This window comes from Aeromicrobium sp. CnD17-E (genome assembly GCF_024124745.1).
Taxonomy (GTDB): Bacteria; Actinomycetota; Actinomycetes; order Propionibacteriales; family Nocardioidaceae; genus Aeromicrobium.
In genome coordinates, this window is the sequence record NZ_JAMXRU010000100.1 from 1 (window position 1) to 11792 (window position 11792).

At 74.0% G+C, this 11792-nt stretch carries 13 protein-coding genes and 1 pseudogene; 11 read left to right on the forward strand and 3 right to left on the reverse strand.

Annotation, left to right across the window (positions count from 1 at the left end; translation table 11 throughout):
- The 6 genes and pseudogenes from NH339_RS14925 to arfB all read left to right on the forward strand — a co-directional run.
- Positions 1–460 (forward strand): annotated as a pseudogene (locus NH339_RS14925) (hypothetical protein); the annotation flags it as partial.
- Between the two features lie 75 nt (positions 461–535).
- The gene (locus NH339_RS14930; protein WP_067856151.1) at positions 536–1021 is read left to right on the forward strand and encodes a DoxX family protein; all 486 of its coding nucleotides are present in this window, start codon (positions 536–538) and stop codon (positions 1019–1021) included.
- A gap of 64 nt (positions 1022–1085) precedes the next feature.
- Positions 1086–2363, forward strand: coding sequence for a 3-phosphoshikimate 1-carboxyvinyltransferase (gene aroA, locus NH339_RS14935; protein ID WP_253026730.1), 1278 nt, complete (start codon positions 1086–1088; stop codon positions 2361–2363).
- Positions 2360–3382 carry a ribosome small subunit-dependent GTPase A gene (gene rsgA / locus NH339_RS14940; protein ID WP_253026732.1) on the forward strand — a complete coding sequence of 341 codons (1023 nt, stop codon included), beginning with the start codon at positions 2360–2362 and terminating at the stop codon, positions 3380–3382. Before aroA ends, rsgA begins: the two co-directional genes overlap by 4 nt.
- A gap of 132 nt (positions 3383–3514) precedes the next feature.
- On the forward strand, positions 3515–4435 hold the full coding sequence (locus NH339_RS14945) for an inositol monophosphatase family protein (RefSeq protein ID WP_253026734.1): 921 nt from the start codon (positions 3515–3517) through the stop codon (positions 4433–4435).
- A 20-nt stretch (positions 4436–4455) separates the two neighbouring features.
- Positions 4456–4875: an alternative ribosome rescue aminoacyl-tRNA hydrolase ArfB gene (gene arfB, locus NH339_RS14950; protein WP_253026736.1), complete on the forward strand. Its 420-nt coding sequence runs from the start codon at positions 4456–4458 to the stop codon at positions 4873–4875.
- A gap of 8 nt (positions 4876–4883) precedes the next feature.
- On the opposite strand, the gene NH339_RS14955 is transcribed toward arfB, so the two are convergent.
- Positions 4884–5186, reverse strand: coding sequence for a hypothetical protein (locus NH339_RS14955; RefSeq protein ID WP_253026738.1), 303 nt, complete (start codon positions 5184–5186; stop codon positions 4884–4886).
- 46 nt (positions 5187–5232) lie between these two features.
- Positions 5233–6471, reverse strand: coding sequence for a Fic family protein (locus NH339_RS14960; RefSeq protein ID WP_253026740.1), 1239 nt, complete (start codon positions 6469–6471; stop codon positions 5233–5235).
- Positions 6472–6635: 164 nt separating this feature from the next.
- Here NH339_RS14960 and NH339_RS14965 point away from each other — a divergent pair, with 164 nt between their 5' ends.
- Complete coding sequence (locus NH339_RS14965) at positions 6636–6923, forward strand: hypothetical protein (protein WP_067856131.1); 288 nt, start codon at positions 6636–6638, stop codon at positions 6921–6923.
- Positions 6924–6995: 72 nt separating this feature from the next.
- Here the strand turns inward: NH339_RS14965 and NH339_RS14970 are convergent, their stop codons facing one another.
- Positions 6996–8006, reverse strand: coding sequence for a nitronate monooxygenase family protein (locus NH339_RS14970; RefSeq protein ID WP_253026742.1), 1011 nt, complete (start codon positions 8004–8006; stop codon positions 6996–6998).
- 155 nt (positions 8007–8161) lie between these two features.
- On the opposite strand from NH339_RS14970, the gene NH339_RS14975 reads away from it, so the two are divergent.
- The 4 genes from NH339_RS14975 (at position 8162) to NH339_RS14990 (ending at position 11791) form a co-directional block, all read left to right on the forward strand.
- A complete protein-coding gene (locus tag NH339_RS14975; RefSeq protein ID WP_253026744.1) occupies positions 8162–8563 on the forward strand; it encodes a nuclear transport factor 2 family protein in 402 nt (133 codons plus the stop codon).
- A gap of 70 nt (positions 8564–8633) precedes the next feature.
- Positions 8634–9227, forward strand: coding sequence for a TetR/AcrR family transcriptional regulator (locus NH339_RS14980; RefSeq protein WP_253026746.1), 594 nt, complete (start codon positions 8634–8636; stop codon positions 9225–9227).
- A 25-nt stretch (positions 9228–9252) separates the two neighbouring features.
- The gene (locus NH339_RS14985; RefSeq protein ID WP_253026748.1) at positions 9253–10191 is read left to right on the forward strand and encodes a hypothetical protein; all 939 of its coding nucleotides are present in this window, start codon (positions 9253–9255) and stop codon (positions 10189–10191) included.
- A gap of 64 nt (positions 10192–10255) precedes the next feature.
- A complete protein-coding gene (locus NH339_RS14990) occupies positions 10256–11791 on the forward strand; it encodes a carboxyl transferase domain-containing protein (RefSeq protein WP_253026750.1) in 1536 nt (511 codons plus the stop codon).
- The last annotated feature ends 1 nt before the right edge of the window (position 11792 follow it).

Consider the following 11792-nt stretch of genomic DNA (forward strand, 5'->3'; position numbering starts at 1 on the left):
CCCGGCACCCGGCGAGTCGGCCGGCCCCGAGCCGTCGCCCACCCCCACCGCCGAGCCGACCCCCACCCCGCCGCCGGTCACGCCCACCGACTTCGGCCTCGGGACGCCCTCGATCACCAACGACAGCACCTACCTGCAGCGGCGGATCATCGTGCCGATCACCGCCGACGGCGGCAGCAACCCGGTGGCGCGCACCGTCACGATCTCCATCGCCTTCGACCGCTCCGCGACCTTCCGGGGCGTGCCGGGCGGCGGCTGGACGTGCGACGCGTCGCGCAACGACCGCATCACCGCCCTCAGCTGCAGCAGGCTGATGCCGGCCGGACAAGGCGGCACCTTCCCCTTCAAGGTGGCGGGCGCGGCCCCGGCCGGCACGATCCGCATCACCGCCCCCGAGGACCCGCACGCGGACAACGACACCGTGCGCTTCAGCTCGGGCAGCTGGATCCTCCCCCTCTGACCCGCGTCCCCGCGCAGCGACGGTCCTGCGGTCCGCTGGCGTTGTGGAACCTGGCGACGTTGGCATGATGGGTCCATGACCGTCCTGCGCACCCTCGCCCGTCCCCTGCTCGCGTCGATGTTCGTGTACGGGGGTGTGAACGCCCTGCGCCACGCGTCGGCCATGGGGCCCAAGGCGGAGCCCGTCGCCGACGCGCTCGGACGCACCGCGCCGCAGCTCCAGACGTCGCCGACGAACCTCGTCCGCGTGAACGGTGCCGTGCACGTCGTCGCAGGTGCGGCGCTGGCCACCGGCCACTTCCCGCGCCTCTCGGCGGCCGTGCTCGCCGGCACCCTCGTCCCCACCACCGCGGTGGGACACCCGTTCTGGAACGAGTCCGACCCGGCGTCGCGGCAGAACCAGACGATCCACTTCCTCAAGAACGTCTCGCTCATCGGCGGTCTGCTCATGAGCACCCTCGACCCCGACCCGCACAAGAAGTTCATCGGCACCCGCGCCAAGAACAAGGTCGTTGACGCAGCCGACGCCGTCGCGGAGCGCATCGACGACCTGCGTCCGTGAGCGCGACGGCCGTGGTCGCCGCGCGCTGCGGCGACACGGCTCGTCCCCACTAGAGTGACGCGTGATGAACGCCCCGCTGCCCTGGCTCGCCCCCACTCGTGACACCCCCGTCGACGCGCAGGTCCTCGTGCCCGGCTCGAAGTCGCTGACCAACCGCGCCCTCGTGCTGGCGGCGCTCGCCGACGGCCCGTCGACGCTGTCACGACCGCTCGGATCCCGCGACACGCAGCTCATGGCAGCGGCCCTGACGTCGCTCGGCGCGCAGGTCGAGAAGGACGGCACGACCTGGCGGGTCACCCCGGTCGACCGCACCAGCACCGCGCCCGTCAGCGTCGACTGCGGGCTGGCCGGCACGGTCATGCGCTTCGTCCCGCCGCTCGCCGCGCTGCGGTCCGCGCCCGCGACCTTCGACGGCGACCCGCACGCCCGCCGCCGGCCCATGGGGCAGACGATCGCCACCCTCCGCGCCCTGGGCGTCGACGTCGACGACGAGGGTCGCGGTGCGCTGCCGTTCGTCGTCCGCGGCACCGGCGTGGTGGAGGGCGGCCCGGTGGAGGTCGACGCGTCGGCCTCCAGCCAGTTCGTGTCGGCGCTCCTGCTCGCCGCGCCCGCCTTCGCGCGCGGGCTCGACCTGCGCCACGTCGGCGCGACCCTCCCCTCGCTCCCGCACGTCGAGATGACCGTGCACGAGCTGCGTCGCCGCGGCGTCGAGGTCGACGACTCCACCCCCGACCGGTGGGTCGTCGCGCCCGGGCCGATCCACGCCCTCGACGTCGAGATCGAGCCCGACCTCTCCAACGCCGGCGTCTTCGTCGCCGCCGCCGTGGCCACCGGCGGTCGGATGCGGGTCCGTGGCTGGCCCGAGCGGACGCAGCAGGCCGGCGACGCGTGGCGCGGTCTCGTCGAGGCGTTCGGCGGCAGCGTCGAGCGCGACGGGGCCGACCTCGTCTTCCAGGGCGGCTCCAGCATCCAGGGCGTCGACCTCGACCTGCACGACGTCGGCGAGCTCACGCCGGTGGTGGCGGCCCTCGCGGCGCTCGCCGACGGCCCGTCGCGGCTGCGGGGCGTGTCCCACCTGCGGGGCCACGAGACCGACCGTCTCGCCGCCCTCGCGACCGAGCTGAACCGGCTGGGCGGCGACGTCACCGAGACCGAGGACGGCCTCGAGATCCGACCGCGTCCCCTGCACGGGGCGATCTTCGAGACCTACGACGACCACCGCATGGCGCACGCGGCCGTCGTCCTCGCGCTGCGCGTGCCGGAGCTGTTCGTCGAGAACGTCTCGACCACGGTGAAGACGTACCCGAACTTCGCGCCGGTGTGGGAGCGGCTGGTCGCGTGAGGCAGGACGACGAGCACGCCGGGTTCGACCGACCGCGTCGTCGCACGCGTCCGCGCACCAAGGACCGCCCGTCCTACGACGACGCGCCCGTGGCACGGGTCGTCACGATCGACCGCGGCCGCTACACGCTGCGTCTGCTCGACACCACCCCGGAGGAGCCGCTCGTCACCGCCATGAAGTCGCGGCCGCTGGGGCGCCAGGGCGTCGTGGTCGGCGACGAGGTGCGGGTCGTGGGCGACGTCAGCGGCGACACCGGCACCCTGGCCCGCATCGTGGAGGTGCTCCCCCGCCGCACCGTGCTGCGGCGCACGGCCGACGACGACGACCCGATCGAGCGCGTCGTCGTCGCCAACGCCGACCAGCTCGTCGTCGTGACGGCGCTGGCCGACCCGCCCCCGCGACCCGGGCTCATCGACCGCTGCCTCGTCGCCGCGTTCGAGGCCGGCATGGAGCCGCTCGTCTGCCTCACGAAGTCCGACCTCGGGTCCGCCGACCCCATCCTCGACCTGCTCCGTCCCCTCGACGTCCGCGCCGTCGTCACCCGACGCGGCGCGGACGGGCTCGAGAACCTCGACGAGCTGCGCGAGGCGATCGCCGGCCGCGTCAGCGTCTTCATCGGGCACAGCGGCGTCGGCAAGTCGACGCTGGTCAACGCCCTGGTCCCCGGGACGGGCCGCGCGGTGAGCCACGTGAACGAGGTGACCGGCCGCGGCCGCCACACGTCGACGTCGGCGCTCGCGATCGAGCTCGACGACGCCACGACCGGAGGGCGCGGTGGGTGGATCATCGACACGCCCGGCTTCCGCTCGTTCGGCCTGGCGCACGTCGAGGTCGACGACGTGCTGCGGGCGTTCCCCGACCTCGACGACGCGAGCCGCGACTGCCCGCGCGGGTGCACGCACGCCGCCACCGAGCCGGAGTGCGCGCTGGACCTCGCCGTGGCCGCAGGCACCGTGCCGGCGGCCCGGGTGGAGTCGTTCCGGCGCATCGTCGCGGCGAAGGACACCACCAGCTGGTGAGCCGGCGTCGGCCCGGCTCACCCCAGCAGCACGACGAGCACCGGGACGAGCACCGCCGTCGCGGAGAGCAGGACGACACCCGACACCCCTGGCCAGGTCGGGTGCGTCGGGCGTCGCCGCTACCCTGCGAGCATGACGCACTCCTGGAACGACGACGTGCGGCTCGCGCACGTGCTGGCCGACACCGCCGACAACCTGTCGATGGACCGGTTCGGCGCGATCGACCTCGAGGTGTCCACGAAGCCCGACATGAGCTACGTGACCGAGTCCGACCAGGCGGTGGAGGCGGCCATCCGCCGCGTCCTCAAGTCGGCCCGCACGCGCGACGTGGTCCTCGGGGAGGAGCAGGGCGAGGAGCTCGGCTCCAACGGCTCCCACGAGCGCCGGTGGATCATCGACCCGATCGACGGCACGTCGAACTTCGTGCGCGGCGTCCCGGTGTGGGCCACGCTCGTGGCGCTCGAGGAGGACGGCGAGATCGTCGCCGGGCTCGTCTCCGCCCCGGCCCTGGGTCGGCGGTGGTGGGCCTCGAAGGGCGCGGGCGCCTACACCGGCAAGTCGTTCATGCACGCCCGGCAGATCCGCTGCTCGCAGGTCTCCGACCTCTCGGCCGCGTCGCTGTCGTTCAGCTCGGCACCGTCCTGGGAGCAGATCGACAAGGCCGACGCCTTCTGGGCGCTCGCGCGACGCTGCTGGCGCACCCGGGCGTACGGGGACTTCTGGTCCTACATGCTGGTCGCCGAGGGAGCCGTCGACATCGCCGCGGAGCCCGAGCTCAAGCTCTGGGACATGGCCGCCCTCGACGTCATCGTCCGCGAGGCGGGTGGCCGGTTCACCGCCCTCGACGGCACCGACGGACCGTGGGGCGTGAACGCCGTCGCCACGAACGGGCGTCTGCACGACGCGGCGATGGCCTACCTCGGGCACTTCCCCGACGAGGCGGCCGACGACGACGCCGAGGGTGACGACACCGCGGCAGGCTCGGGCGAGGGTCACGGCACGGTGAGCCGGATCGACTTCTCCCGCTCCCGCGGCGGCTCCGATGCGACCTGAGCCTGCCGGATGCGACGGCCGTGGCTGACGACCGTCTCCGCATCCCCGACGACGAGCTGACCTGGAGGTTCAGCCGGTCGTCGGGTCCCGGCGGTCAGCACGTGAACACCAGCGACACCCGCGTCGAGGTGACGTGGGACCTCCGTCGCTCGACGGTGCTCTCGGAGGCGCAGCGCGCGCTCGCCGAGGAACGGCTGCGGACCCGTCTGGTCGACGGGACCCTCACCCTCGCCTCGTCGCAGTACCGCTCGCAGCACCGCAACCGGGAGGCCGTCCGCGTCCGTCTCGAACAGCTCGTGGCCGCCGCCGTGGTGCCCCCGCGACCCCGGCGTGCCACCCGTCCGACCCGTGCCTCGCAGCGTCGTCGCGTGGATGCCAAGAAGCGCCGGGGCGACGTCAAGCGGACGCGTCGGCGGCCCGGGCCGGGCGACACCGGCTGATCCCTGGGTCAGTCGGGGCGGTCGTGGTCGCCCGGCTCGTCGCCCCCGGCGCCGGGCGCCGTCTGCGTCTCGTCGTCCGCCGGGCCCGGCTCGGTCTCGCCGCGATGGGGGTCGGCCCCGTCGACCTCGCTCGTGCCCTCGGGCTGCTCCGCCAGCGGAGGGGCGGGGACGTCGGGCGAGAGGCTCGGGCCCGCGTCCTGCGGCACGTCGGGACCGGGCGGGTCGTTCGGCACGCCAGGATCGTCGGCCTCGACCTCCTGGCCGGGCTGGTGGGCCTGCTCGCTCATGCTGTCCTCCGTCGGATCGGCCATCCGTCCATCCTGGCCCTGCCTGCTCCCGGGCGCGACCCGGTCCGCGTCAGCCGTCGCGCAGCCGGCTGACGGCGACGATGCGCTGGTCGAGGTCGGCCAGCTCGTCGAGGATGTCGCGGGCCGCCCACACCCGGTCCTCCCACCGTCCGCGGCGACGGTCGCCGAGGCCGCGCGGTGCCGGCTCCAGGATCTGCACGGCGTGCAGGGCGTCCACGGCCGCGCCGACCTCGTCGCGCTCGAGGCCCAGCGACTCCGCGAGCCCGGAGACCGTCACCGTGGGATGCTCCGGCAGCGCGATCAGCACCCGGTGCACCGGCGAGCCACGGCGGACGGGACCCAGCCGGGCGTCCCAGTCGGTGCGGATCTCGTGCAGGTGCGTGGCGGTGCGTCGGCTCTCGTGGGTCGCCACGATGACGGCGGCGGTGAGCATGGCGACGATCGGGCGCGCCAGGCCCTCGCGGTAGTCGCCGAGCGCGTCGAAGTAGCTCTCACGGTGGGCGACGAGCGCCGACGCGAGCGGGACCGTCAGGTGCCGGGTCACGCGACGACGACGCAGCACCGCGTGCACGAGCGTCCGCCCGATCCGACCGTTCCCGTCGACGAACGGGTGGATCGACTCGAACTGGGCGTGCACCACGGCAGCCTGGACCAGCACCGGCACGTCGTCGCGGTTGGCGAAGGCGACGAGGTCCTCCAGCAACCCGGGCACGAGGTCGGGCGGTGGCGGCACGTACAGGGCGTTGCGCGGCGTGTAGTCCGATCCCCCGATCCAGTTCTGGACGGTCCGGAAGCGACCGGCGTGGTGCTGCTGGTCGACGCTGCGCCGGAACAGCACGGCGTGCGCGTCGCGCAAGGACGTCAGCCCGATGACGCCGCTGACGTCGGCCTGGGTCACGACGTCGGCCAGGGCGTCGGTGGCGGCTGCCATCGAGACCGCCGACGCGCTGGAGCGCGCGCCCAGGACGGCGCGTCCGTAGTCGACGAGGCTGGCCTCGACGTCCTCGATCTTCGACGACGCGACGGACTCGGTGCGCAGCAGCAGCTGGTTCAGCGAGCGCAGACGCCGCCCGTGGCTGCCGTCGAGCTGACGCAGCCCGGCCAGGGCGTTCGCCATCGACGCGGCGAGCGGACGATCGGCGACGTGCTCGGCCTCCGCGATGCGCGGGGGGACCCGGACCTCGATGCTGCGCAGCAGCCGGTCGGCGCGCGGACCACGTTCGACCTGCTGCCGCCAGGGCACCTCGACGCGGGCGTGCGGCGCCCAGTCCCGCTCCGCGTCGTCCACGGGCTCATTCTCCCGGTCGCCCCGCGCGCGTCCCCCCGCGGGTCGGCGCGCGGCAGGAGTGAACCAGTTCACGGAGAAGTTGTTCAGCTCGACATGCTCATGAACAACTTGTGCACTATCTTGGGAGTTACCCCCACACACCCCCTGCGCGACAGGAGCCGGACATGTCGACCTTCCCCACCCCCACCGTCACGTTCCACGCCGTGCGCGACGCCGCCACGGTGCGCGCCGTCGTCGAGGCCATCGGCGCCCTCGGTCGTCCGGGACTCCGTGCCCTGGGCACGAGCACGGGCCACGGCGACGTGGTGGCCATCGAGGCCGACAACGTGGGCGACGCGTTCCGCGGCAGTGGCATCGTCCGACTCATCGACCCCCGCTCGCGCCGACTCGACCACGCGCAGCCCGAGCGTCAGCGCGGCGCCCTCGCGCAGCAGGACCGCGTCGCGGGCTGAGCTCCACGCGGGCACCACAGCGCCGCCACGGCCTTCGGGCCGCGGCGGCGCTGTCGTGTGGTCCCGACCTGGTCAGGCGGGAGCAGGAGCCAGGCTGAGCTCGCGGCGACCGTCCCAGATCGGCGCGGCGAGGGCCTCGTCGTACTCGGCACGCAGTTGCGCGACGAGCTCGGCCACCGACCGACGCTGGTCGATCGCGCCGACCCCCTGGCCGGAGCCCCAGATGTCGCGCCAGGCCTTCGCCTTCGGCTGGTCGTCGTCGCCCCCGGTGCCGAAGTCCATGGCCGTGGGGTCGGACTCCGGCAGCGCGTCGGGGTCGAGGCCGGCGGCGACGATGCTGCCGCGCAGGTAGTTTCCGTGCACGCCGGTGAAGAGGTTGCTGTAGACGATGTCGGCGGCCGACGACGACACGATCATGTCCTTGTACTCCTCCGCGGCGTTCGCCTCGTGCGTCGAGAGGAACGCGCTGCCGACGTAGGCGAGGTCGGCTCCGGCCACCTGGGCGGCCAGGACCGAACGCCCGTGCGCGATGGCGCCCGAGAGCAGCACCGGACCGTCGAACCAGCGACGGATCTCTCGCACCAGGGCGAACGGCGACTGCGTTCCGGCGTGGCCACCGGCTCCCGCAGCCACCGCGATCAGCCCGTCGGCGCCCTTCTCGATCGCCTTGTGCGCGAACCGGTCGTTGATCACGTCGTGCAGGACGATGCCGCCGTAGGAGTGGACGGCCTCGTTCACGTCCTCCCGGGCACCGAGGGAGGTGATGACGATCGGCACCTGGTGGTCGACGCAGAGCCGGAGGTCGTGCTCGAGCCGGTCGTTCGACCGGTGGACGATCTGGTTCACGGCGAACGGCGCGACCGGGCGGTCGGGGTTCGCGGCGGCGAAGGAGGCGTTCTGCTCGGTGATCTGGCTGAGCCAGTCGGTCAGCAGCGAGGCCGGGCGCGCATTGAGCGCGGGGAACGAGCCGATGATGCCGGACGTGCACTGCGCCACGACCATCTCGGGCCCGGAGACGATGAACATCGGCGATGCGACGACGGGCAGGCTGAGTGGACGGCGCAGGATCTCGGGCAGGGCCACGGGGGTCTCCTCGGGACTCGGCGGGTGGGCACGACGGCCCGGCCCGCTGGCGAACTATGCAACTGATTGCATACAGTGAGACCACCCTAGCGGGGGCCGCAGCCCGCGGCACCCTCGCGTGACGCAGCCCACACCCGAGGCACCAGAGGAGCACGATGAGCCCGTCCACCGTCCGCCCCGCCGCCGTCGACGCCTGGCACGAGGTCGTGCGCACCGGCGACCTCGAGCGGCTCCAGGCCCTGCTCGCCGACGCCGTCGTCTTCCGCTCGCCGGCCGTCCACACGCCCCAGGAGGGTCGTGCCACGACGACGCTGTACCTGCGCGCCGCGCTCGAGGTCCTCGGGCCGCACCTGACCTACCACCGGCAGCTGTGGGACGAGGAGTCCGCGGTGCTGGAGTTCACCACGGAGGTGGGCGGCAAGCAGGTGCACGGTGTCGACATGCTGCGCTGGGGCCCCGACGACCGGCTCGTCGAGTTCACGGTCATGGTGCGCCCCCTCCAGGGCCTGACCGCGCTCGTCGACGCGATGGGCGCGGCCCTGCGTCGGCTGGCCTGACACCGGCACGATCGGCCCACCCGCGGATAGTTGACCAGCCGGGGACCAGCAGGTCGCCTACGGTGACGCCATGGGACTGCGCGAGATCAACGCGGCGCGCACCCGACAGCTGCTCGCCACGACCGCCATGCAGATGTTCTTCGAGCAGGGCTACGAGGCGACGACCCTGGAGGACGTGGCCCAGCGTGCCGGCGTCGGCATCTCGACCCTGTACCGCTACTTCCCGACGAAGGAGCAGCTCGGGACGGCGTTCCTCGGCGACCCCGGCCTCATGGCCGACGAGCTGACCGGCCGGCCTGCCGACGAGGACACCGAGACGGCCCTGGGGCACGCGCTCCTGGCCCTGCTCGAGCACACGCGAGGCGCGAACCCCTACGCCGACCGGTTCCGCGAGCTCACCGACGCCAACGCGCGGCTGCACGGTCGCCTCCTGGAGTGGCTCTCCGAGGCCTACGACCGGCTGTGCGTCGCCCTGGCCGCACGGCGCGGAGTCGCGGCCGACGACGTGGGCGTCGCCGCGACGGCCTGGATGGCCGTCTTCGTGCTGAAGCAGGTCGACGAACGGCGCGGCGAGGAGGATGGTCCGGCGCTCGCCCGCCGCGTCATGGCCAGCCTGTCAGCAGCGCCCCTGCTCACCCCGCAGTCGCCCACGGACCCGGCGTGACCCCTCGTTTGGCACGATCGACCACATGAGACCTGGGGACCTCGGCGGCGCGCGCGGTCGCGCCGCGGCCGTCGACGCGACCCTGGACGAGGCGACCGCGCTGGTGCTGCAGCACTGCGACCGCCAGGCACAGGGCCGCGAGACGGACGCCACCGTCGTCGCCGCCGTCGTGGGCATCGAGCGCGTGGCCGGCATCCTCGGCACCACGGACGCCGACACGCTGCGCCTGGCCGTGCTGGAGGCGCTCGAGCACGACGCCGACGACGCGCCGGGCGAGGTCGCCCGCGTCGTCGTCGAGCTCGTGCGGACGATCGGCCTGGCCCTCCCCCGCCGCTCGAGCGCGTGGCCGGCCGACGCGACGGTGCTCAACCCCGAGACGGGCGGGCACGCGATCGCCACCGACCTGTCGATGCTCCGCGCGGCGATCCGCGCGGCGCGGACGTCGTACGAGGGCCTGCCGTACTACCGCGACCGCTACGGCGACCGCGGGGCGCGCTTCTCGGTGTCGGACTCGAGCTGGATCGTGCACCTCGTCGCCGCGCCCGAGGCCGTCGCGGTGCAGCAGGTGTTCTGGCTGGCCGACATGCTCGCGACCCGCGGCATGCCGACCTGGCTGATGGAGCTGCACCTCGACACGATGGCCGAGGAGCTGACGTCGAGCGACCTGCCGACCGGTGCACTGCCGCACGCGGTGGCCGCGCTGGCGGCCCGGCGCCGACCACACGTGCCCGACGTCGCGCTCGAGCGCGCCGAGGCGCTCGTCGCCGAGCGCGTGGACGCACCGCCCACGACACCTGTCGGTCGGCTCCTGGCCGCGGCCGCCGCCGACGTCCGCTCGGGCGCGGCGCGCAGCAGCGCCCCGCTCGTCGACTGGGTCGCCGACCCCGTCCGCACCAGTGCGGAGGACGCCGCTGTGCTGCGGGGCCTGCACGACCACCTCTCCCGGCACGGCACGACCCGGTAGGGCTCTCGCCGACCCGTACAGGCTGGTCCGCACGGCCTGGACCGTCGTGCGGCAGGATCGCCGGGTGGACATCCGACCCGACCTGCTCGAGCTCCTCGCCAGACGCGCGCTCACCGAGGACGCCGCCCGACCCGAGGCCGTGGCGCGCCTGCACCGTCGCGGGGGCCGCACGGCGCGCGAGAACGTCGCCGCGCTGGTCGACCCGGGCAGCCTGGTCGAGTACGGCCGGTTCGTGACCGCGGCGCAGACCGACCGGCGCAGCGACGACGACCTGCTCGACCGCACGGTGGCCGACGGGATCGTCGGCGGCCTCGCGACGATCGACGGCCGCGCCTGCGCCGTCCTGTCGTACGACTACCTCGTGATGGCCGGCACGCAGGGCATGCGGGGGCACGCCAAGACCGACCGGCTGCTCGACGTCGTGGCCCGTCTCGGCCTGCCGACGGTGTTCTTCACCGCGGGCGGCGGAGGACGCCCTGGCGACACCGACATCCCGCTGGCGTCGGCGCTCGACGTGCCGACGTTCGCGGCGTGGGCGCGCCTGTCGGGGCGGGTCCCGCGCGTGGCGGTCGTGGACGACAACTGCTTCGCCGGCAACGCGGTCGTGGCCGGGACGGCCGACCTGGTGGTCGCGACGTCGCGGGCGTCGCTCGGCATGGGCGGGCCGGCGATGATCGCGGGCGGCGGCCTGGGCGACGTGGTGGCCGCGGACGTCGGCCCGATCGACGTGATGACGGCCAACGGCGTGGTCGACGTGGTGGCCGACGACGACGAGGCACCGCAGGTGGCGCGGGAGCTGATCGGCTACTTCCTGGGCCGACGCGACGACTGGACCGCCGGCGACCAGACCGTGCTGCGGGACGTGGTCCCGGCCGGCGAGCGTCGCGCGTACGACCCCCTGCCGGTGCTGGAGACGGTGTTCGACGAGGACAGCGTGCTGCCCCTGCGCCCCACGTTCGCGCCGGAGCTGGTGACGGCGCTGGCTCGTCTGGAGGGGCGGACGGTCGGCGTGCTCGCGAACGACTCCCGGCACGTGGCCGGCGCGATCACCGCCGACGCGGGCGACAAGGCGGCCCGGTTCCTGCAGCTCTGCGACGCGCACGGCTTCCCCGTCGTCTCCTTCGTGGACACCCCGGGGATGATGGTCGGCCCCGAGGCCGAGCGCACCGCGATGGTCCGGCACTGCGCGCGGCTGCTGGTGGCGGGCGCCTCGCTGCAGGTGCCGATGATCGGCGTCGTGCTGCGCCGGGCCTACGGACTCGGCGCGCAGGCGATGCTCGGGGGCAGCCTGCACGAGCCGCTGATGACGGTGGCGTGGCCCGGTGCTCACCTCGGCGCGATGGGCCTGGAGGGGGCAGTGCGGCTGTCGATGCGCAAGGAGCTCGAGGCGATCGCGGACGAGGAGGAGCGCGAGCGCACGGTGCGCGAGCTGACCGCGCTGGCGCAGGCCCACGCGTCGGCGCTGAACGTCGCCCGGCACGGCGAGATCGACGACGTCGTCGACCCTGCCGAGACCCGAGGTCTGCTCGCCCGGCTGGTGGAGGCCGCCGACCGCGACGGCCGGCTCGTCGGCTCGGGGCGCACCGTCGACACCTGGTGAG